Genomic DNA, 23,314 nt, shown 5'->3' on the forward strand with positions numbered 1-23,314 from the left:
AATATTGGGCTAGATTATCGGAACAAATCGAGATAACAGCGAAAACACACCAAATCCGACTAATAACGCTCCACTCACAGGAGTAATCCAACCTGACCATTGCCGTAGAGAAAGCAGTTTTTTGATGCTAGCTGTAAAGGTTCCTGCTAAGACTAAAGGTGCTACATATCCAGCCGCATAAGCCAGGAGAAAAACTCCGCCTAACACCCAATCTTTTGAAGTCGAAACCCAAGCTAACAATGTTGCTAAAACGGGAGTGCTACAGGGAGAAGCGACCAAACCAAAAGTCAGTCCTAAAAAGTAGGAACGAACACCATTGGGAATGTTTTTAGGTATCCATTCCATTGTATCAAGAGCAGGTAGGGGAATCGGTAAAGCTTCCAATAAATTTAACCCCATTAAAATCGCAACAATACTAACAATTATGGGTAAGCCAATACCAATCTGACCATAAACTTGTCCGACGACTGTTGCGAGAATTCCTAAACCTGCTAAAGTTGTCGCTAATCCTAACGCAAACCAAGTCGATTGGGCTGCGGCTTGTAGGCGATTTTGGGTTTCATAGCCGCCAATATAGCCGATGGTAATCGGTAGCATAGATAGCATACAAGGAGTGAGGCTAGTCAGCAAGCCCGCTAATAAAATAATCCCCACACTCACCCAACTGAGTTGCGTTAATTGGGTTTTGACGAGGGTGTTGGCATATTGGGCGATTTCATAGAGTTCGGTTTGGAGGCTGTCGAGCATGAGTGAGAATACAGTTTATCTTTCCTAACAAATTGTAACGTTTTCTCAGCCTGACTAGAATTATACGTCCCTATTCGTTAATATGACCATCGGGCATGATTGTACCTCGCATCAGGACACCTTTCAAATTTGTATCTTTTAAGTTGGCACCTTCTAAGTTAGCATTACTGAGATTTGTGATGTTTTGAGATTCTCTAAAATAATAGCTATGCAAATCAGCATTACTGAGGTTACTATGTGCTAAATTTGCATATTGAAGATTAGTACCGTGTAAACTGGCTTGCTTTAAATTAGCTGCGGTTAGGTTCGTTCCCCACAGTTTTGCTTGTAATAAATTAGCGTTTTCTAAGTTAGCGTGAGTGAGATTTGCTAAGGTTAAATCTGCCGCCCACAACCCCGCTTCTCGCAAATCAGCCCCTTCTAAATTAGCCCGACGTAAATTCGCTCTAAATAAGTTAGCTTTTGTGAGTTTAGCATCTCTTAAATCAGCCCCGGATAAATCAGCAGATTTAAGGACGGCATTTCTTAAGTCTGCCCCTCTCAAATTGGCGCCTGAAAGTTTGACTTCAGATAATGCTAAACCTCGCAAATCGGCATTTCTAAAATCACAGGTTTTCCAAAGAAATGTTTTACAAGACTTACTTTTTATCAGTCGATTGAGAGCTTGAGAATTTGAGGCTTGAACCGGAGTCATTCCCCCGAATATTAATCCAATTGCCAAGAATAGGATGATGACCAATTTCTGAAGATTCATACCTTTTCTCAATCCTCTTTATGGACGACAACCGACTTCGATATCTGATGATTTCACCTAATTTATTGGGATTATCAGCCATCTGACTCCAACCCACGAATGTAGATTGAAGTCAAACCAAAGCAAAAAATTATCAACTTAGATGTGATTTTAAATCTATACTAAGTTTACCCAATCTCTACCCAATTGTCAAACCTAAATCATTCGGAGAAACGATAACAACTGAGTTTTGAACAGCATCCGGAAGAACATTCTGGACAATGCCCAAAAAGTCTCCATTAGTCCGGAAAATATAGGTATCTTGCCGAACAATATTATAGCTAAGTTCTGAAGCACTAATATCGCCAATAATCGCAATGCGATCGCCTTCACCGACGTTCAAATCAGCAATCCGATCAACGGCATTAAAATCTCTGACTCCAGCCGATTCATCGACTCTTAACATAAAGGTATCTGCACCGACTCCTCCAGTCATTGTATCCGATCCTAAATCCCCAATTAAATAATCATTTCCTCCGTCTCCATTTAAAACATCATTGTCTTGTCCTCCGCGAATAAAATCATCTCCATTCCCCCCAGAAATTACATCTTGTCCGCGATTTCCATTGACAATATCATTACCATCACCACCATTAATGAGATCGTTATCTTGACCCCCAAAAATATAGTCATCTCCGCCTTCTCCGCTAATCGTGTCATTCCCTTGATTGCCATTAATCACATCAGCAATCGATGAACCTGTCGCCTGATCATTACCCCCGCGCAACAAAATCCCTGAAGTGGCTTGTTGAGCATCTTCTGGGGTAATTGTCACTTGATTGTCGGCATCAAAATCATTAGGAAACAAGGAGAAATTCAAAGGCAAACTGGTAAGATTAACCGTATTAATAAAGTTGTTTAACAATAGAGGATCGGCAATAACAGCAGACTCTCGACTAGAAACAATTCCCGCAACAACTTCTGCATCTTGAATGCGATCGCCTTGTTGAATTTGATCGACTGCTGCAAACCCTTGAATGACCTCCCCAAAAACGGCATAATTTCCATCCAAAAAGTCAGAATCTGATAAATTAATAAAAAATTGTGAGGAGGCAGAATTCGGGTCATTTGTACGCGCCATGGCGATAGTTCCCTGAGTATTTGGTAATACAGGAGGAACAGTTATTCCAGCTTGTTCAAAGGTTTGACCATAAATCGGTTCTGTGGCACCTTGAGGCAAAATTTCTAAGGGAATTGTCCGTTCTTGACCTGTTACTGGATCAATAAAACCGCCACTTCCAAGCTGATTTTCTGGAAAATTGGGGTCAAGACTATTGGGATCACCCGCTTGAACAACAAAGGGATTGGGTTCACGAGCGACACGATGAAATGAAATCCCATCATAAAAATCTCGCTCAACTAAATCAATAAAATTTCCAGCCGTAATCGGAGCATTATCACCATTAACTTGAATAACAACGGGTTGTCCGTTAATAATCATAATCGCAACCGCAGAGCCAGTTAATACAGGTAGATCTTCCATTTTTTAAGGTAAATTGTTTGCAATTAAAGTTGTCAATTTGTTTAGCCTTCAGAAGTGGTAAAAATATTAACTTCCAGAGGTTAACGCCTTCATCTTGACCGGAACTAGAGCAATTAAGTTCCTTCAATCATTAAAAGACAAGATCAGGATCAACCGCAAAATTAGGATTGAGTCTATTTTCCTAAATTGTGTAAACTTATGTAAAGTACCTTCCCATTTTAAGTCATCATGTCCCGTCGAACCTTAATCCGTTTATTTCTAGCCGCTTGTTTGGCGGTCTTGAGTTTCAATATCACGTCTCCAGCGTTGGCTTTGGGGGGAACCCTACCAACCATAAACCAACCCGCTCCTGAGTTTACATTACCCACAAATACCGGAGATGGAGAAATTTCTCTTTCTGATTATCAAGGTCAGTGGGTGGTTGTGTATTTTTATCCTAAAGATTTTACCTCAGGATGTACATTAGAAGCGCGAAGATTTCAACAAGATCTTCCCAAATATTTAGATCGAAATGTACAAATTTTGGGAATTAGTGCAGATGATGTTGATTCTCATGCTGAGTTTTGTGATTCAGAAGGGTTAAAATTTCCCTTACTTGCAGATACCGATGGTCGTGTGAGTAAAGCTTACGGTTCTTGGCTAAACTTTTTCTCAATGCGACATAGTTTTATTATTGATCCCCAAGGTCAACTCCGAGAAATATATGTGAAAGTTCGACCTGCAATTCATAGTGAAGAAGTTTTAGCACGTTTGGATGAATTGCAAGCCGATTCCTAATGTTTTGAAAAAGAGTCATCAACTAGAAAAAACAGTCTATCTTTTTAGGTAGGCTTTTTTATGAGATGTTTTTGTCCGTACCAAACAAACCAAATACAGGGGACTAAAATCACAATTTCTTGTAAAACAAAAATCAGATTTTGGAAGCTAAAAAGGGAAAACAAAAAGCCAAATAATCCAGAACCTCCATAGTTAAATCCGCCAAAAATAGTCAAGGGTAAAATGAAATAATCGGAAGTAAGCGGCCAAAACAATTGTACTCCAAAAGGAGGGGCATCATCTGCGACCATTAAATCCAGAAAGATGTGACTCGCATAGAGTCCCCCTGTCCATAAACCGAACCAATTCCAGTGTTTAAATTTCAGATATCGAGCAATTAAAGCAGTTAAGACACCAACAATAATTGCTACAATCAAACTATGAGTTGCTTGACGATGAAACATTCCAGGATCTGCTTGCAAAAAAATTCCTGGTAAGAAATCTAAATCCGGTGCATTGGCAATAAAAACGGACGTAAATAAGCAGGAAAGTCGCTGATATTTGGGGATATGAGGTTGGACGAGAATATACCCACAAATACCCGCCAATGAATGTCCGATAGGTGATGGCATAGGAAAGCTAGAAAACAGATAAACAACAAAGCAGTCAGATTATTTCTACTCTCAATACTGTGAACTTTAAGCTGCGATTACATTTAGAGCGCAAACCTTGTTTCCCCTGATGAATAACCGATGAATTGAATGATTTGGGTATAACTCGATCAATCTTTTCAGTGATTAACTGGGTTCAGGAATGCTAATATCAATCGCCGTAATTTTGGTTTCACTATCTAAAGTCGATAGCGGGGGCTGAATTTCGGCTTCATTTCCAACGACTAAAGTCACTATTTTGTTAAGTTTGAGATATTTTTGAGCGACTCGTTGAATATCCTCAACTGTTGTGGCTTCAACCTGACGTTGATAGTCAAAGATAAAATCTTGAGGATAATCATAAAATTCATACAACATTAAGCGAGACAAGGTTTGATCGGGAGATTCAAAATTGAAGATAAAGGAGTTTAGGGTTGACTCTTTAGCGTAGGATAATTCTTCCGGTTTAACGGGTTCACGTTGGACTCGAGAAAGCTCAGTTTGAACGGCTTTAAGAAAGTCAACAGTCGCATCAGAACGAGTTTGTCCACCCGCAATAAAAACACCGGGATAATCATAATTAGCATTCCAAATACCATAGACGGTATAAGCTAACCCTTGATTGGTGCGAATTTGGTTAAATAACCGTCCACCAAACCCATTTAATACCCCATTTAACACCATTAATTCGGGATAGTCGGGATTATTTCGCTCTCCTCCGATATGACCCATTTCGATATAACTTTGAGTCAATTGAGGTTGATTAATAAAATAGATTCCCCCTTGATGAGCTTGAGTTGTGTTGGGTTCAGGTGGAATTTCTCCCATTTTTGCGGGTTTCCAGTTGCCAAATTTTTCAGCAATTAATGCTTTCATTTTATCCGTTTCAAAGTCACCCGAAATCCCTAAAATCATGTTTTCGGGGTGAAAATATTTCTGGTAAAACTCGACTAAATCTTCTCGCTGAATATTATTGAGGGTCTGATATTCAACAGTACGAGCATAAGGACTATCTTTGCCATAAATTAACTTCTGAAATTCTCGTCCAGCGATGCGTTCGGGGCTATCATTTCGCCGGGCAATTCCACCTTTTTGTTGATTTTTAGCCAATTCCAATTTTTGAGCATCAAAAACAGGTTTTTGGACAACTTCTGCAAACAGTCCAAAAACTTCTTCTAAATCTTCACTCAATGCACTAAAACCTGCACTTCCGGCTGTTGTACCAATTCCAGTTTCGACAGCGGCGGCTTTTTGTTCGAGGATTTGATTTAACTCATCTGCGGTATGATCAACTGTTCCTCCGGTTCGCATGACTTCTCCCGTTAAGCTAGCCAGTCCAACTTTATCGGCAGGTTCATATCGACTTCCGGTGTGAAATAATGCGGTTCCTCCAATTAAAGGAAGTTCCCGATCTTCCATTAGATAAACGGTGATTCCATTATCAAGTTGATAGCGGGTATATTCGGGTAATTGAATTTCAGGTAAAGGCGGAAAATCCAGTTCAGTGTAATGTTTGGCGGTTGAAGCAACTGCCGGAGAACGCCAGGTGATAATTAACAACATCGTGGCGAATAGCAGTCCGAATAGATATCGTTTTGATTTTCTTAGGTTAAATTTGGCTTGGGCTTGCATAATTGATGAGTCGTCGAAATCGTTTAGATAGGGAATAGATAGGTGAGTGAGAGTAATTTTTGGCAGGTTAAGCCTAAGACTCTTGGGATAATAATTTACCAATCGTGCGATTTTCCGGGCGGAATGTTTCTTGAGCAACCCGTTTAATATCAGCCGGAGTAATCTTAGAAATGGCATCCAATTGTTGGAATAAATTCATCCAATTTCCGGTTTTGACCTCATATTCAAGTAAGGCAAAAGCCATCCCCATATTAGAATCTAGCGATCGCAATAAATTCGCCCTTGCCTGGGTTTTTACCTGTTCTAATTCCGTTTGAGAAACAGGTTCAGTTTTCAATTTTTCGATCTGGTTTCGCAAGGCAACCGCTACATCTTCAACAGAGTGACCGGGAGCAGTCAGAGCGTAAAATAACATTAAATTGGGATATTTATCACCCGGATAACCACTAAACCCTTCTGCCGCTAAAGCCACTTGTTGATCTTCGACTAAAGTTTGATAGAGGCGAGAGGTGCGACCATTGCTGAGAATACTGGCGATCGTTTCATATATTACATGATCGGGGTGAGACAATGCAGGCCGATGATAACCCTCAAAATACCAGGGTTGAGACGGCAATTTCATCGTTACTTCTCGCGTTTCCTGTTGAGGAGGTTCAACAAGTTGTATTTTTGGCGGTTCAGGTTTGGCGTTGTAGCGTCCGAAATAAGTTTGAGCAAGTTGTTTGACTTCAGTGGGATAAACATCACCCACAATCGCAACGGTGAGATTATTAGGAACGTAGTAACTCTCAAAGAAATCCTCTACATTGTCTCGATCCAGCGCCTTTAAGTCTTCTACATAACCAATAACCGGACGACCATAAGGATGAACTTTAAACGCCTCTGCGGTGAACTTTTCAATCATTTGACCGACAGGCGAATTATCAGTTCGGAGTCGTCTTTCTTCTAAAATTACCTGTTTTTCTTTAAAAAATTCTCGGAAAACGGGTTCAAGAAAACGTTCCGATTCTAGAGACATCCATAATTCTAGTTTGTTTGCAGGTAAACTGTAAAAATAAACGGTTGAATCGGTAGAAGTTGCGGCATTTAATCCCACACCACCCGCTCGTTCAACAATTTGAGAAAATTCATTCGGTTTAACAAACTTTGAAGCTTCAGCTTGCACCGTTTCAAATTCAGTCATTAACTGAGAAACTTGTTCTGATTTGCCTTGTTTTTCAGCCGCTTGAATCTGTTCAAAAAGCTGATCCATGCGTTCAAGTAAAGGCTTTTCTTGTTGATAATTCGTTGTTCCGATGCGCTTTGTTCCCTTAAAAGCTAAATGTTCTAAATAATGAGCCACTCCCGTTTGACCTGTCGGTTCGTTTGCGCCGCCCACATCCGCATAAATGAGAAACGAAACAACCGGGGCTTTATGGCGTTCAAGAACAATAAATTTCATCCCATTATCAAGACGAAACTCACTCACCTCATCCATCACCTGATCAAGATAGGGCTGAATGGAAGCGCCCGAACGGGTGGGATTTTGATCAGCAAGTAAAGGGGTTGTAGACAATCCCCACAATAAACCGATCAATAGGGTGCCAACAAATCCCCGCCAAATTCGGGTGCTTGGGATATGCTGAAGACAAAGGGGAACACGCCAACTCGGAAACATAGGCTTCAGTCTCGTAAGGAAATACTTTCAGACGAATTTTAACATTCAAAGCATGAAGAGTTTTGTCATTTAAGCATTTTGCTGGATCACAAATGATAGGCTAATACAGCAAACTCAGGCTTTGAGAATACAGAACCCATGGGCTGAATGTGGGAACGGTATCATGCGATCTAGACTTACCGCCACTGATAACGGTTCCAAATCTCTCTTTCGACAAATCATCAGATATTTAACGATTAAACGATGAAAACTTTAAATCATACTCCTCAGTTGGAAACAGAAACTTCGGCTCGGATTTTAAAAGCGGCACAGCGATTATTTGCCCATAAAGGTTATGATGGCACAACAACTCGGGATTTAGCACAGGCGGCAGGTGTTGCTGAAGGAACAATCTTTCGCCATTTTCCCAACAAAAAGGCGATTTTAATTGAAGTGGCGACGGAAGGATGGATTGAAATACTCACCGACTTGTTGACTGAATTGAGTGAAATGGGCAGTTATAAAGCGGTCGCGCAAGTGATGCGCCGTCGAATGTTAAGTTTACACGAAAATACAGATTTAATGCGGGTTTGCTTTTTAGAGGCTCAATTTCACCCGGAATTGCGGGATCGCATTCAGTCGGAAGTGATTGCTAAAATGACGGATGTTGCGGAAGCTTTTTTTGAGACGGCGATGGAAAAAGGGGCTTATCGTCCGATGAATCCTCGAATTGTTGCTCAGGTGTTTTTGGGAATGTTTGCGGTGGCTGGATTTAGTTACACGACGTTAATTGAACCCGGAGCAAATCCTAGAGCAATGCAGGAAATTGCTGAAGGTTTAGCGGATATTTTTCTCAATGGGGTATTAAATACAGAAGCCAGTTCTTAAGGGATTTTTGGATCTGAAAAGTCAGGAAAAAGGGAATAAAAAATCGGATAAATTGTGGGCAACCCAAACGCGAAAAATTTGGGTTCACTCAAGTATAATGTGTTGGGTTAGCCCCGATTTATCGGTCTAAAACGACTGCGCTTCCTGCACCCATCGTTGCACCACAGCTACAGACGGACAAAGATCGCGCCGTTGCATGGTGATCACGTGCAGACGGAGAACTTGTTGGTGGAGTCGGTGAACAGGCATTTGTGCTAACTGAGTGACTGAGCCAATTCCGGCATGAAGCAACAGTCCGCAATATTTACATCCGACACTGGGAATTCTCGCTAAATCAGCCATCGCTACCCATTTACTGACTTCTCGTAGGGTGGTTTGTAAGACATTCGCGAGCATCATTTTTTGGGCTTGGGTGCGGCCTTTTTGCAGAAGTTCAGTCGTTGTGGTAATTTCACATTTCTCATTGAGAAGCTGTTGATTGCTTGAGGTTAACCCCGGAAGTTGAGCAATCGGCCAATTACAAGCTTGAATTGAACGTTGAGGTTTGGATGGAGAGACAGCCATAAGATCATAGATGAATTTAGAGTACAACAAATTTCTGAACAGACAACTTTACACGGATGGTGTTTTTGATGTCCGTTCAGTTTTAGCATCATAACCTTTAAATCTCGAACTGAGTTCTTTTAGGTAGCGATGCGGGTTTTTTATTATAGCAGTCTATTTTCGGGAATTAAGGTATAGGAAGGCACCGGAAATTGTTACAATTATTAGCATAATTTTAATCTGATTTGTCTAGATGATTTGTTTCTGTTTTTTCACTAAAGGACGAGGTTTCCGCCCCAATTTTTCTAGGAATAGACTGAAAGCAAATTAATCCGTTCTATTGTACGCTGATTTTCTTCAGGTGTCCCTACCGTAATGCGTAATCCGCCCCCAGTATGACGAATTAATGTTCCTTGAGACTTGAGTTTTTGCAGGATCTGATCTAGAATTTTATCAGTATCGTGAGCATAATCTTCAGACTCTACAGATTTCGGACGAACATAAACAAAATTGGCGTTACTCGGCCAAACTTTTAACTGGGGATGTTGAATAATGGCATCAATTAACAAACGACGTTGAGCCAGAATTTCAGGAATGACAGTTAATAACTGATCTTGATAACTCAACGCTAATTCAGCCGCAATTAAAGAGAAACTGGGGAGATTATAGGGAAGTCTCACTTTCTCTAAGATAGCAATAAAATCAGGATGCGCGATCGCATATCCAAGCCGTAACCCCGCCAACCGAAAGGCTTTAGAAAAAGTTCTTAAAATCACCCAATTTGGATGTTGAGGAAGTTCACCCAATAGAGTTGTTTGACTAAACTCAAAATAAGCTTCATCAATAACAACTAAAACGTCTTGGGATAAGCTTTTTAACCAGTTAATTTCTGCTTCCGTTAAAGCATTCGCTGTTGGGGAATTGGGATGAACCACAAATACAACTCGAATCGGTGCTTTTTGCGGGTGTTCAATAGCATTTTGGGCGGCGGCTAAGTCCATTTCAAAATTGTCTTCACAACGCCCAATTTTTACAACCGGAATTCCTAACGTTTCTGCTAAAATCCCATACATTGAGAAAGTCGGATTTGCGACTAAAATTGAACCTTCTCCTCCTAAACAGGTACCAATCAACAGAGATCGAATTAATTCATCTGAACCATTTCCCACACAAAGATTAGCAGAATTAACAGGGATTTTAGCATCGGAAATCCCCCGATTGACATAATCAACAATCGCATCTTTTAGTGTAGTATGAGAACCATCCGGATAGCGATTTGTTTCAATCTCATGCTGATACGCCCAAGCCAGCTTTTGTTTTAACTCCAAGGGGAGATCATAAGGACATTCGTTGGTATCTAAACGATCTAAAATAATCTCAGATGCGACTGGACTCCCAGAGTCTCCACTCGGATGAGGTGCATAAGCTTGAAATTGAGCGAGATCGTTGCGGATGAAGGGAAGCATAGGGCTAAAAACAGTGAACAGGTTACAGGTGTTAGGTGACTAAATCTTAACCCCTAATCCTCTAATCCTACAAAATATTGACTTGAATATTGGACAAACTCTAGATTTTTATGGTTTCTCTTAAACTTGATATTGGTTATCTTCCCACACCGCCAGAATTAGTCACGGCGATGCTCGATAGACTCAGTTTAAACCAACAGGATGTCTTTTATGATCTCGGCTGTGGAGATGGACGAATTGCGATCGCAGCGGCTGGGCGCTATGGTGTTAGAGGAGTCGGAATCGATATCGATCCAGAACGAATAGAAGAAGCAAACAGGAATGCTAAAATTGCCGGAGTGAGTCCGCGAGTAGAATTTCGTTTACAAAATTTATTTGAAAGTGAGATCGGCGAAGCAACAGTTGTCTACGTTTATCTGTTACCTCACCTCAACCTCAAACTCAAACCTCAGTTTGACCAACTCCAACCAGGAACTCGCATTATTTCACGAGATTTTGAGATCGGAGACTGGAAACCCGATCATCAGTTTCATATCCAAGGCGTAGAAGAAGAATCAACCTTTTATTATTGGCAAACCTGACGAAATAATTCGGCTAACTTGTTGGCTTCTGTGGTAATATTATGCTGATTAGCGACTTGTTCTGCTCCATATCGACCCATTTCTTCAAGTTGTTCACGAGGGGTTTGTAAAACAGTTTTCAGGGCTGCGGCCAGTGCTTCAGTCGAACCGGATGGAACCAGCCAACCACTTTTATTCGGTTCAACCAATTCCGGAATTCCAGCAACATAGGTTGTTAAAGCCGGACGTCCTAGAGCCAGTGCTTCCATCAACACAACGGGGAGTCCTTCTGCAAAACTCGGTAAAATCAGGGCTTGAGCGGCTAAAATTTGTTCTCTAACTTGTGTATTTGTTGCCCAACCTGTAATTTCGATGTAATCTTTGAGATTGAGTTGACTAATCAGAGTTTCCATTCGTTGGCGAAACGGCCCATCTCCGACAAATACAAGCTTAAATTGAATTCCTTGGGCTGCGAGTTGGCTAACCGCTTCAACGAGGATTAAATGACCTTTTTGTTCACTCAAACGTCCGATACAAACTAAGCGCGGTTCATCGGGAATGGGAACGTGAGGTTGGTCTAGAAACAGGTGATCAACTCCACAGCGAACCACCTGAATTTTAGACCATTGTTTGTAGTCACACCAGCGATACAGTTGACTTTTTCCAAACGAGCTAATAGCGACAACAAAACTAGCTTGATTGATTTTTTCGGTTAAATTAATGGCTTGAGGTTGATCAAATTCTTCGGGGCCATGAACAGTAAAGCTATACGTTGGCCCTCCTAAAGCGTGACAAAACATCGCAACAGTTGTGGAATTCGTCCCAAAGTGAACGTGAATATGTTCAACCTGTGACTCTAAAACCCATCGTAACATCACACAGGCTTCTGCCAGATAGATTAGATGATAGAGGATACCCCGTTCAGATTTTTGACTCACTTGGAAAGCGAGTCCGAGGGTAGAAAAGAAACGAAAGGGACGAGTGATAATTACCCACAATACACTGAAAAATAAACCGATTGCTCCTTCTTTGAGAATAAATTTAGTTTTGGTACATTCCTGTTTATCTGCTTCGTCTACTAATTCATCTTCTAAAGAACGAACCGAAAATCTCTGAACTTCAATTCCTGTAGCTTCAACCGCCAAGATTTCCCGACGGATGAAGCTATGGCTAACTTTAGGATATTGGTTAACAAGATAGGCAATTTTCATTGTTTTAAAGGTGACAGGTTTCAGGTTTCAGGTGTCAGAAGAGGGGGAAATGTTAGCTGTTCCCAAATCACAATTAATGAGTCAGGAGTTGGGTGGAGCCGTCAATATTTTTGATGAGGAAATAGAACCCATCCCTACTTTAAATTAGCCCCGACTTGATCTCGTTCAGTTCTAACCCATTCTTTCTCCCGTTTAACGAGAAAACCGAAATAAAGCGGAATTTTCCAGAGGATATACAGAGGTACACTCAGCAATGTCCAACCCGAAATGCGCTCTCGACCATATTTTGACCACGCTGCTACAATTGCTACCAGCATTAGTCCACCTGTAATAGCATTAAAAATAGCAGGTTGCCAAGATAAACCTAAAATTCCGATGATTGTAGCAATAACTGTTATTCCTAACCACAGCATAACCAGTAGAGACAGAGGCGGTACAAACAGGTCTAAAGCCATCACAAATAAGTCTAGGCGTTTTTGCTGAAGGGAGGCTTTTAGGAGTCGCGGAACTTGAGTCAGGATGGTTTGGAGATGTCCGTGTTCCCAACGGGTTCTTTGTTTGGTGGCGGCTTGTTCCTGTTGAGGGAGAATACCTGTTACTCGCCCTTGGGGACAGTATAAAGGTGGATGACCTGCGATCGCTAAATCGACACCAAGCTGCATATCTTCGACAATATTACCACTGGCAACACTGATTTGACCCAGAAGTGACCAAGGAAAAGCCATTCCGGTTCCGGTTAAAGCACAGGGAAAATTAAGGCGTTCAAGTCCTTGAGGACGAACTTGATTTTTGACTAAAAATGCTAATGCTGAGATTGAATCTTTGGGTGTGGGTTGAGCGGGAATTTCCATTAAGTATAAAGCTTGTACGGGTCTTCCGGTAGCCAAGGCTTTTTGGGTAATTTGTTCTATTGTTCCCGGTTCAACTCTACAATCGGCATCCACCATCACTAAAACATCAGGCGGATCAGTTTCTAAGGAGCGCAAACCATAGTCTAAAGCATAGCCTTTTCCACGTTGGTCGGGGTTTTGGCGTTCTAAAACGGTGACTCCGGTTTGACGGGCAATGTCGGCTGTTTGATCGGTACAGTTATCAGCAATTACGATAATTTGATCATTGATCTTTAACTGAGGTAATAAAGGTTCAATTGTAGCAATAATTCCCAATTCTTCATTGTGAGCTGGAATCAAAATTGTGACTCGCGGATGGCAGTTATTCGGAGTTAACTGCTTAGATAGATTGGGCAATACAGCCAAAAAACATTCAAAAACAAAGACCAAAATTGGAATTGCTAATCCTAGTGTTATTCCCAAAATAAAAACAATTAAGAACCCGCTCATGCTTGACCTCTAGTTTCCGTCTATCTCTTAAAATTTTATCAGGTCAAATTGGTGATGACAAGAGAAGTTTTTATCCAGAACCATGATCATCAAATAAAGTTAGCGTTCTTTGTCTCTATAAATCCATAGATTTAGGGTAAATTTTGGGAAATGCTGGCTAGTAAAATTTTAACTCTCATTTCCCCGAATCAGCGATTGAAGTAGCGAATTGTAGAACTTTACAAAAGCTTTAATGAACTCGAAAAAATTTTACACAGTCTTTCCCTTGTGGGAATCTAAGCTTGATAGAATCGCCAAAGTAACTCAGTTAAATTATAGATTAATCCAGATGCGATCGCTCCGGGCCAGAAGATTGCTGTAACTGACACTGTAGAAATACCACAGCAAAGGGCTGACGATCACTAAAGAGAAGGATTATACTGGATTCGATAGAAATTCATGATCAAGTGAGGGCTGCCTGATGTCTCTGTCAGATTTCAGAGTGAGGTTAATATTAGTTCAGCAGATGTGCAGAATGACTGACCGACGATTTAATTTGGACGTCTATCAACAGGTCAAAGCCTAATTTAGTAAAAATAGGGGTGTAGACTTCAAATCATTTTTTGAAACGAAGAACAATGCAAATGCAATCGATTGGGATATCTGTCACCAACTTAACCCTATATACGATTCTCAGTCTGAATCTACAGTTACCCGTTTTTGCCCAAAATCGACCGTTGATTCCTCCCGTCAATCAGACTCCGAATGCGACAGAGTTACCCCAACTTGATAGTACCTATAATCTGGGTACAGGTGATCGCCTGCGGTTGGATGTATTTGGAGTTGAAAAGTATAGCGGGGAATATCTGGTTTCAACGGATGGAACACTGAACTTACCCGGAATTGGTACGGTTCAAGTGCAAGGACTGACTTTACCCCAAGCCCAAGCCCGCATCTCTGAGCGATATCGTGCATTATTGAAACAGCCCGTGATTACTCTGAGTTTGATTGAATTTCGTCCAGTACAGATTGCGATTTCGGGAGAAGTGAGTCGCCCGGGGTCTTATCGGATGGCCGGAGTTCCAGGTCAAGCCGGGGGGGGTGATGGACAACTTCCCCGAGTCACACAAGCGATTCAGTTGGCTGGAGGTTTAACAAAGGCGGCGGATTTAAGTCGTGTTCAGCTTCGACGGATGACACCCAATGGTTCAGTCGTGACGTTAAACCTGCAAGAGTTGCTTGAACAGGGAAGTTTGAACCAAGACCCAATTTTACTCGATGGGGATAGTATTTATGTCCCGACAGCAGTGAGTATTGATTCTTCCCAGATTCGTCAAATTGTTTCATCGGGTTTAGTTTCAGCAGAAAATCAGCCGTTACAAGTGGTTGTCGTCGGTCAAGTGTTTCGTCCGGGAGTTTACACGGTGAGTGCAGAAAATGATAACTCCAATCCGCCGACAGTGACCCAAGCGATTCAAATTGCTGGAGGAATTACCAACTCAGCCGATATTCGGAATGTAGAAGTCCGTCGAATTACAAGAACAGGCTTACAAACGACTGAGATTAATTTGTGGGAACTACTTCAGTCTGGTGATATTAATCAAGATCCTTTTTTGCAAGAAGGGGATACGATTGTAATTCCGACAGCTTCAGAGATTGATCCACAGGAAGTAGAAGCTTTAGCAACTGCTAGTTTTGCACCAGAAGCGATTAATGTTAATGTCGTTGGAGAGGTGGTAGACCCTGGTATTTTGCAAGTCCCTCCCAATACGCCTCTCAATCAGGCTATACTCGCGGCGGGGGGATTTGATAATATTCGCGCTCGTAAACAAGAGGTGGAATTAATTCGCCTAAATCCGGATGGTTCAGTGACTCAGGAGAATATTACTATTGATTTAGCCCAAGGAATAAACGATCAAAATAATCCGATTTTACGGAACAATGATATTGTCGTGGTCAGCCGATCTGGTTTAAGTCGTTTTGGAGATGCCACATCAGAATTTTTTAGACCTGTAAGAGATATTATCACTCTGGGTGCATTTTTGAGACTATTTGGAAATTAATTATTAGGTTGATTAGGGGGGAAGTTTTTATGAAGAGACGCTTTGAATTGTCATGGGTAATTCCCGCAAGATTGTGAGGATCTTTGGGAATCTCAACCCTCCACACTGCATCTTTTGATGCTGTCATTCAAATGCTCAACGATTAAGATAGAGTAAGGCTATTTAAAGTTCTAGGTAATTATGCAGCGCGATACTGTAGCAATTGACTCAGATGATCTAAAGGCTTCACAATTTGCCGATGAGACGGAGGAGTTGACAGCTTCTTCGACTGGCGGTGGGTTGAGTTTAGGCCCCTTGTTAAGGACAGTTCAGCGAAAAATTATTTTGATTGCTGGGGTAGCTGGAATTGCCACCATTGCGGCTAACAAGTTTATTGAAGATCCACCTCCAACTTACGTGGGTAATTTTCAGATGTTGGTCGAACCGGTAACTTCAACCGATAAGTTGACTGATCCTTTGACACTTAACCGCACCCAGGGAAATCCCAACGATAATTTATTTAACTTAGATTATCCCACTCAGCTAGAGATTTTGCAAAGTCCAGAAGTTTTAGATGAAATTGTTGCTCAGGTTCAAACGCAATATCCCGACTTTAATCTGAAAACAATTCAAAAGAGCTTAGTCGTTGAGCGTTTGGCTGGGGAAAATATTCGCTTTGATCAAACTAAAATTCTGGAAATTCAATACGAAGGCTTAGATCAGGATTTGATTGAGCTAGTCTTACAAGAAACGGCTGAACGGTATTTAAGATATAGTGTAGAGGAGCGTAGTAGTGGTCTTCGTGAAGGGATAAAATACATTGATACTCAACTCCCGGACTTAGAAAGACGGGTGAATAGCTATCAAAATCAACTCCAAAACTTGCAACAAGATTATCAACTCTTTAATCCCCAAACTCGGGGAGAAGAACTCTATGAACAAATTCGCCAACTTGAGACTCAACGAAATGAAACTCAAAGACAACTTCAAGAATTAACAACTCAGTACAACAATTTGCAAGCTAAACTGAATTTAAACCCCGATGAAGCGATTGCGGCTTCATCCTTGAGTGAAGCTCCCAACCGAACTCAATTATTAGCCAGTTTAGCAGGAATTGAAAACGAAATTGCGAAACAGTCTGCGGTTTATAATAATAATACGCCGGAGATGCAATTACTCCTGCAACAACGAGCTAATATTCAGCGATTACTGGATCAAGAAACACAAAGAGTTTTAGGCGAAAATTCCTCAACAATTTCGCCAAGTTCTTCAGTTTTAGGATTTCAAAGTTCAATTCGTCAGCAACTGATTGGACAGCTTGTGGATGTCAGCAATCAAATCCAAATGCTTGAAGTTCGTTTAGCTGGACTAGAGCAATCTCAATCCCAGTTTGAACAACAAGCTCAAGTTTTCCCGAGTATTTCTCGTCGATATGCGGAATTACAACAACAACTTGAACTCGCAAATGGAAACCTCCGGCGACTGCTCGAACAGCGAGAAAGACTACTCCTAGACTCAGCTCAAGATAATATTCCTTGGGAAGTGATTTCTCCACCCCAAGTTACAGAAGGTGAAGGTGATGGGGGATCGCAAAAGTTAATCATGGGTCTAGGTGGGGGTTTAGCGGTTGGATTAGCTCTCGCCCTTTTAATCGAGAAACTCCACAATATTTTCTACAGCATAGATGATCTCAAAGATGCGATCAAACAGCCTATTTTAGGGATTATTCCCCGCCAGAAACGACAATCTGCTCTGAACTTATTCGGGAGTTCAGAGCAGAAGCTCTCTCAATTTATGGATGCTTTTGATGCGCTCTATGCGAATATCCGCTTTCTCTATGGAGATTCTCCTTTACGTTCCTTGGCGGTTTGTTCGGCTGAGTCTGGAGATGGAAAATCCATGGTTGCTTTACATCTGGCTCAAACCATTGCGAGTATGGGTCAAAAAGTATTAATTGTTGATGCCAACTTACGTCATCCTCAACTCCATCAAAGCTTAGGTTTACCGAACCAAAAAGGACTAAGCAATCTTCTGACTGATAGCCGCATTGCTCCGAGTATTCTCATTCAACAGTCGGCGATGGCAGATAACCTATTTGCCTTAACTGCGGGAACACCAACTGCGGGGGCAATTAAACTCTTAGGTTCAGCTCAGATGCGGCATATCGTCGATGAACTTCAGAAGACGTTTGATCTGGTAATTTACGATACACCTCAGTTAAAAGACTATACCGATGGGACTTTTCTCACCGGACATCTCGATGGTTTGATTATGGTGGTCGGAATCGCCAAAACCCATCAATCTGTCACTGAGAATGTACTAGCTCAACTCAATAAGTTTCATCTCCCCTGTTTAGGTGTAGTGGTTAACCATACCCAGCGCTACTCCGACCGTAAAAATGCTCCTTACTTAGCACAGACAATTTCTGTCCAGAACACAGAAGAGATGGAACCGTTGATCTAAGTCTCACTCTCAGCAAGTCATCGGTGTTTGTTTCCTGTCTGTTTTCGTCAGACAGCAACAACAGGAAGTAAAGACTTGCTGTTGAAGCATTGAACTGAATTAAGAAAACATCAGGGTAGCCATCTTCACAACAGACTTAAGGGGTTAGGTCGTGTATTCGGCGTTGATCTTCACATAGTCATAACTCAAATCACATCCCCAAGCTTTCCCCACGCCTGAACCATTTCCTAACTTCACCTGAATCAAAACGGTATCACTTTTGAGATATTCTCCAGCCGATGCTTGTGTCAAATACTGACTGGCTGCGGCTCGATCAAACGGTAAAGGTTGACCCTTTTCCATGAGAACAAAATCTCCCAATTGAATCCGTAGATCTTCTTGCTTAAAGTTGACTCCAGCCCGTCCGGCAGCGGCGGCAATTCTTCCCCAATTGGGATCATGACCAAAAATTGCTGATTTCACCAGTGATGATCCGACGATCGTTTTCGCCACTTGACGAGCATCGGGTTCATCTGGTGCGCCACTGACTTGTACTTCAATCAAACAAGTCGCCCCTTCACCATCGCGAGCGATCGCTTTGGCTAAATGTTCACAAACTGCGGTGAGCATGGCTTCGAGTTGATCTGCTTCTGGCCCTTTCCCTGTAATTGCAGGAGTACGAGATTGACCATTGGCTAACGCAATCAAAGTATCGTTGGTACTGGTATCCCCATCAACGGTAATCTGATTAAAGCTGCGATTAGTGGCTCGACTCAACATTTCTTGCCATAGCGGAGGCGAAACGGCTGCATCACAAGTGACAAACCCGAGCATCGTCGCCATATTGGGATGAATCATTCCAGACCCTTTAGAAATTCCCCCAATGCGAACGGGGCGATCGCCAAACGTTGTTTCTAGAGCAATAGATTTTGTGACTAAATCGGTGGTAATAATGGCACGGGATGCGGCTTCTCCTCCCGACTCTGAAGCTTCTGCCACTAACTGCGGAATAGCCGCTTTGAGGGCATCCATTTTAATGCGTTGACCGATTACCCCTGTCGAAGCCAGTAAGACCGATTCTGGGGCAATATTCAAGGCCTTAGCTAAGACTTCGGCGCTTTCGACCGCATCGAGCCATCCTTGTTCTCCGGTTGCCGCATTTGCCTGTCCCGCATTACATAAAATCGCCCTTGCACTGGATCGAGCTTGTAGTTGTTGGCGACAATAATCGACACAGGCGGCTCGAACTTGCGAGGTTGTAAAGACTCCTGCGGCGATCGCATCGACATCCGACAATATTAATGCCAAATCTGGTGCGCCCGATGGTTTTAATCCCGCAACGATACCAGAGGCTTGATATCCTCTGGGTGCAGTTATACCCCCTGAAATCTCAGTCCAATCTGACATGGTTTCCCCTCCCCCCTGTCACTTTCTACAGAGGCAATTAGCGTTTCAAGCCCTTTATTGTAACCTACCTCTGCCTAAAGGCAATAGGCTTTTAGTCGCCCTTCAGGAGGCAGGACTGTGCGCGTTCTAACCCTAAAACTTGATTTGTGGGGAGGTGGGGAGGTTGGGAGATGGGGAGGTTGGGTGCAGGGGGAGGTTGGGAGGGACCGGAGGTAGGCAGGGACCGGAGGTAGGCAGGGACCGGAGGTAGGGAGGATTTTTATTAATAAAAAGCTATTTTTCATGTTGAAAAAATACCTCTCCCCATCACCCCGTCACCCCCGTCACCCCAACTAACCCCCGCACCCCATCACCCTCGGCAATTTTTAACTCGGGAATGAAACAGCCCGGCTTCAGGAGGTGGGGATATTTTGACTTCTGACCTCACGACTTTTGAACAGGAATTAGTCGGGGCAATTTATTTTTGATTATTGATCAAGAACTAAAGCCCTAAGTCCAGTTTCCACTGTTTTAATTGTCCGGTATTTCCGAAGGCGCAGTCAATCACCCAAAGTTGCCAATTTCCTTGGGGTGAAAGATTAAGAAACTGCCTTAAATAGGGTGTTGTTTGCAGTGAATAGGTCTTTTGCAACTGCGTTTGACGACCCAACATCCGATTTTGGAGTAACACTTTTTCCCCATTGGGCGCTACCAACCACACCTCAATATCACCCAAAAAGCTATGTTCAATTTCTAAGGTGACTTGAAGATCTTGCAGCGGAGAGGTTTCAGAAATGATGATCGAGCTTTTAATGCCTGAGGGATTATCATCGGGAATTTCTAGGGTTTGATTATTGGTTTCAACCATACGCCGAGAAGGTTTTTGAAAAGTCACTCGTTGACTTTGTGCCATTCTCACGGCTTGATAAGCATTCACTTTACCGTAGCCAAACCACTGAGAATAACCATTGCGATCATAACTTCCCAGACGAACCCCTAATTGGGGATCGGGGTCAGGATCAACCACTTTATCCGCCGTTTGTTCTAAAATTCGTCGGACTTCTTGGGCGGTGAGATCGGGGTTCGCGGACAAGACTAAAGCCGCAACTCCAGCAACAACAGGGGTAGCACTGGAAGTTCCCCCAAAATAGGGAGTAAAATCTGATTGGTCATACCCGGCGGCACCCATGCGATCGGTGGTAAACACGCCTAACCCTTGTAAAGAAGTCCGAATGGTCGGGGGAGTACCAATGTATCCGGTTTCGGGTAGCCACATTCCTGGAGGGGCGTTATTACTGGGCGCACAGACAGAAATTCCGGTTCCCCAGTTACTATAAGCTGACTTTTTATTAAGACTATTACAAGCTGAAACTGCAATCACATCAGGATGAACCGCAAATCCGGCTAACCATTTAACCTGACCTTTAATCACATCATTTGGCCAGCCTTGTTCATTGAGAAGACCATTAATCGGACGGTTAGCGTTTCCGGCGGCGAAGATAATCACACATCCTTTGCCTTTGCGCCCTTGTTTAGCGGCTTTGGTCATTGCAGCACTTTGTCGCAGGGACAGGGGAAAATAGACCGCACTCGCCCCCCAACTACAGGAAACAACCGATGCACCTCTTTGAATCGCCCAGTTAAAAATTTGTTCGACGGATTCATCATCAAGATAACCCGTTGTTCGAATTGCCATTAATGCACAACCGGGCGCAACCCCCACAACTCCGCGACCATTTTCTTCAGCCAGGGCGACTCCAGCACAAGCTGTACCATGATTATCGGAGGCGGCTTCGGGCATGGGTAGAAGATCACGGCCTTTCAAGTCCAGGGGGGCGACAATTTTACCCATACCTTGAAAGTCGGGATGATTTAAGTCTACAGAATCATCGGCTATAGCGATAACGACTGATCGCACGCCTCGGGTAACATCCCAAGCTTGTTCGACACCAATATGAGAGTTAACGCCGAGTTGGGAAGAACCACCATTGTGATTGAGATACCATTGTTTGGTGTAGAGCGAATCGCCGGGGCGATAGTAGGATTGAGAACGGACGATAATATTGGGTTCAGCGATTAAAACTTCCGGATTCCACTTGAGATAATTAGAAATCTTGATTGGATTTTCACTCGCTTTGGACGTGACTCGATAAACAAAAGCGTTATCCACTCCGTCTATTGGTTTGAGGTATTCTAAGCCAACAGCAGAGGCGATTGAGTTGCGCTTCGCCTCCTCTACAGACTCATCAAATTGAATCGTCACTTGATCGCTGAGGTAAAAGACCATACCCGGATCGTTTTCTACTCGGTAGACATGACTGGCAAAGGCGACTTTTCCGGACTGTCGTACCAGTTCCATGGCTTGATCAAGTTGATCGGGGGCGACTTCGATTTCCTCTAGTTCCGGGAGAGTGTTGCTGGTATAAACCATCGGAATTGCCCCTAGAGAGAAATCCTCTAAGGCTCGTCCATCCATTGACATTTGTACGGTGAATCGATTCGGCAGTTTCTCAACGCTCATTTCTTCACCGCCTCGCTGTAAAATGGAACCGATCTTTTCTTCTGAAACTCCTATTCCTCTGTGTTCTCTGGTGCTGATATTCAATGAGTTCTCCGGTGATGTCATAATGAAGTAACCTTTTTTTAAACCTAAATTCTCATTCACCACCTAGACTGATTGAATCTGGATGGTTAGCGGTTGGCGTTGGAGAAAATCCGGAGCCACTCAAAACTATAACTTGTGCGGGTTGAGCGTAGACAATCTAAAAAAATCTTAAAATAGGAAGCTAAAATGATAAAATTCTTTCTACTTACCCACTTGCCGTTGCGCGATTGCGCTCTCTCAGCCATGGAATCTTCCGCAACTGTCTACCCTCTCCGCTTTACAGCCCATTGGTCTGTTTTGGTTTGGGCGCTCGGGATGATGTTGATGCCGATCAATGTTCTGGCTCAGGAGTCTTTGCCCGAAACTCTAGATGAGAATCCAACGATAGATGAATCTGTTGAATTTTCTAATCCGGTTTCAGGGGAAGGAGTTCAACCGATGGACCCCAATGAGATGCGTCCTCTGGCATTAGACGATAGTTTTCTGAGTATACAGGGGGGTAAGCGTCTGCTTGAAGAAGCTAGCCAAGCTGTGGCTAGAGAAAATTACACTGAAGCTGCTACCAAACTACAAGAAGCTCGTCAGGTTTTTAATCAGTTGTCTAATTTTTATCAACAGTTAGCGACTAGCTTTTCAGGAATTGATAACCGAGTTGCGGATCAACATCGTAATAATGCTCGACAGACGGCTCAGATGCGGGATGATGCGACTTATCAACTGGCTTTAGTGCATCGCGCTCAAAATCAACCGGAACTGGCAGTCCCTTTGTTGATTCAAATTATTCGTTCTCAAGCTCCGACTCGGGACTTAGGGAAGAAGGCTTATCAGCAGTTGTTAGAATTGGGATTTGTGGATTCTCCTCTACCCGGAAATGAATCGACTGAACAATCGACGTCTTCTGCTCAGTAATTTTTCGATAAAATAAAGCATACGGTCGTCTATTGAGAAAGTGTATGCTCACTCTAGGTCAGGTTGAGGCAATGATTCAGTCGAAATTGCCAGGTTCCATGGTTCAGGTTCAAGATTTGACAGGGGGTGGCGATCACCTTCAGGCGGTTGTGGTTTCTTCTGAGTTTGAGGGAAAAACGCTGGTTAAACAGCATCAAATGGTTTATAGTGCAGTGAAAGAGGCGATGGATACAGAAGTGATCCATG

Annotated in this window: 19 protein-coding genes; 7 read left to right on the top strand and 12 right to left on the bottom strand. The window is 42.7% G+C overall.

The features are described from left to right. Positions 1-9 precede the first annotated feature (9 nt). From L8106_RS25005 to L8106_RS34365, 3 genes are all read right to left on the bottom strand, one after another. Positions 10-747, bottom strand: coding sequence for a cytochrome c biogenesis protein CcdA (locus L8106_RS25005; protein WP_009787305.1), 738 nt, complete (start codon positions 745-747; stop codon positions 10-12). Positions 748-817: 70 nt separating this feature from the next. Next, a complete protein-coding gene (locus L8106_RS25010) occupies positions 818-1,501 on the bottom strand; it encodes a pentapeptide repeat-containing protein (RefSeq protein WP_009787306.1) in 684 nt (227 codons plus the stop codon). A 178-nt stretch (positions 1,502-1,679) separates the two neighbouring features. Further along, entirely contained in the window at positions 1,680-3,023 is a 1,344-nt protein-coding gene (locus tag L8106_RS34365) for a peptidylprolyl isomerase (protein ID WP_009787307.1), read from the bottom strand. Positions 3,024-3,251: 228 nt separating this feature from the next. Here L8106_RS34365 and L8106_RS25020 point away from each other — a divergent pair, with 228 nt between their 5' ends. Beyond that, the gene (locus L8106_RS25020; protein ID WP_009787308.1) at positions 3,252-3,800 is read left to right on the top strand and encodes a peroxiredoxin; all 549 of its coding nucleotides are present in this window, start codon (positions 3,252-3,254) and stop codon (positions 3,798-3,800) included. A gap of 44 nt (positions 3,801-3,844) precedes the next feature. Here the strand turns inward: L8106_RS25020 and L8106_RS25025 are convergent, their stop codons facing one another. The 3 genes from L8106_RS25025 to L8106_RS25035 form a co-directional block, all read right to left on the bottom strand. Continuing rightward, positions 3,845-4,411: a metal-dependent hydrolase gene (locus L8106_RS25025; RefSeq protein ID WP_009787309.1), complete on the bottom strand. Its 567-nt coding sequence runs from the start codon at positions 4,409-4,411 to the stop codon at positions 3,845-3,847. A gap of 165 nt (positions 4,412-4,576) precedes the next feature. Then, positions 4,577-6,061, bottom strand: a complete 1,485-nt coding sequence (locus L8106_RS25030; RefSeq protein ID WP_039897194.1) for a pitrilysin family protein — start codon at positions 6,059-6,061, stop codon at positions 4,577-4,579. Positions 6,062-6,134: 73 nt separating this feature from the next. Further along, positions 6,135-7,718 carry a pitrilysin family protein gene (locus L8106_RS25035; protein ID WP_009787311.1) on the bottom strand — a complete coding sequence of 528 codons (1,584 nt, stop codon included), beginning with the start codon at positions 7,716-7,718 and terminating at the stop codon, positions 6,135-6,137. A 243-nt stretch (positions 7,719-7,961) separates the two neighbouring features. Here L8106_RS25035 and L8106_RS25040 point away from each other — a divergent pair, with 243 nt between their 5' ends. Further along, positions 7,962-8,585, top strand: a complete 624-nt coding sequence (locus tag L8106_RS25040) for a TetR/AcrR family transcriptional regulator (protein WP_009787312.1) — start codon at positions 7,962-7,964, stop codon at positions 8,583-8,585. Positions 8,586-8,711: 126 nt separating this feature from the next. Here the strand turns inward: L8106_RS25040 and L8106_RS25045 are convergent, their stop codons facing one another. Next, on the bottom strand, positions 8,712-9,149 hold the full coding sequence (locus L8106_RS25045) for a DUF4332 domain-containing protein (RefSeq protein ID WP_009787313.1): 438 nt from the start codon (positions 9,147-9,149) through the stop codon (positions 8,712-8,714). Between the two features lie 284 nt (positions 9,150-9,433). Continuing rightward, positions 9,434-10,594: a histidinol-phosphate transaminase gene (locus L8106_RS25050; RefSeq protein WP_009787314.1), complete on the bottom strand. Its 1,161-nt coding sequence runs from the start codon at positions 10,592-10,594 to the stop codon at positions 9,434-9,436. A gap of 110 nt (positions 10,595-10,704) precedes the next feature. On the opposite strand from L8106_RS25050, the gene L8106_RS25055 reads away from it, so the two are divergent. Beyond that, positions 10,705-11,175, top strand: a complete 471-nt coding sequence (locus L8106_RS25055; RefSeq protein WP_009787315.1) for a cyclopropane-fatty-acyl-phospholipid synthase family protein — start codon at positions 10,705-10,707, stop codon at positions 11,173-11,175. On the opposite strand, the gene L8106_RS25060 is transcribed toward L8106_RS25055, so the two are convergent. Next, positions 11,160-12,365, bottom strand: coding sequence for a glycosyltransferase (locus L8106_RS25060; protein ID WP_009787316.1), 1,206 nt, complete (start codon positions 12,363-12,365; stop codon positions 11,160-11,162). The genes L8106_RS25055 and L8106_RS25060 overlap by 16 nt on opposite strands. A gap of 134 nt (positions 12,366-12,499) precedes the next feature. Beyond that, on the bottom strand, positions 12,500-13,705 hold the full coding sequence (locus L8106_RS25065; RefSeq protein WP_009787318.1) for a glycosyltransferase family 2 protein: 1,206 nt from the start codon (positions 13,703-13,705) through the stop codon (positions 12,500-12,502). Between the two features lie 617 nt (positions 13,706-14,322). On the opposite strand from L8106_RS25065, the gene L8106_RS25070 reads away from it, so the two are divergent. Further along, entirely contained in the window at positions 14,323-15,747 is a 1,425-nt protein-coding gene (locus L8106_RS25070) for an SLBB domain-containing protein (protein WP_156803821.1), read from the top strand. Positions 15,748-15,927: 180 nt separating this feature from the next. Beyond that, positions 15,928-18,189, top strand: a complete 2,262-nt coding sequence (locus tag L8106_RS25075) for a polysaccharide biosynthesis tyrosine autokinase (protein WP_009787320.1) — start codon at positions 15,928-15,930, stop codon at positions 18,187-18,189. Between the two features lie 144 nt (positions 18,190-18,333). Here the strand turns inward: L8106_RS25075 and argJ are convergent, their stop codons facing one another. Continuing rightward, the gene (gene argJ / locus L8106_RS25080) at positions 18,334-19,575 is read right to left on the bottom strand and encodes a bifunctional ornithine acetyltransferase/N-acetylglutamate synthase (RefSeq protein WP_009787321.1); all 1,242 of its coding nucleotides are present in this window, start codon (positions 19,573-19,575) and stop codon (positions 18,334-18,336) included. Between the two features lie 481 nt (positions 19,576-20,056). After that, positions 20,057-22,180, bottom strand: a complete 2,124-nt coding sequence (locus L8106_RS25085; RefSeq protein ID WP_039897197.1) for a S8 family serine peptidase — start codon at positions 22,178-22,180, stop codon at positions 20,057-20,059. 222 nt (positions 22,181-22,402) lie between these two features. Between L8106_RS25085 and L8106_RS25090 the strand changes: the two genes are divergently transcribed. Then, entirely contained in the window at positions 22,403-23,068 is a 666-nt protein-coding gene (locus L8106_RS25090; protein ID WP_009787323.1) for a hypothetical protein, read from the top strand. 44 nt (positions 23,069-23,112) lie between these two features. After that, positions 23,113-23,314, top strand: a 202-nt coding sequence (locus L8106_RS25095) for a BolA/IbaG family iron-sulfur metabolism protein (protein ID WP_009787324.1), incomplete at its 3' end; no start/stop codon positions are given.

It is taken from the genome of Lyngbya sp. PCC 8106, from assembly GCF_000169095.1.
GTDB lineage: Bacteria > Cyanobacteriota > Cyanobacteriia > Cyanobacteriales > Microcoleaceae > Capilliphycus.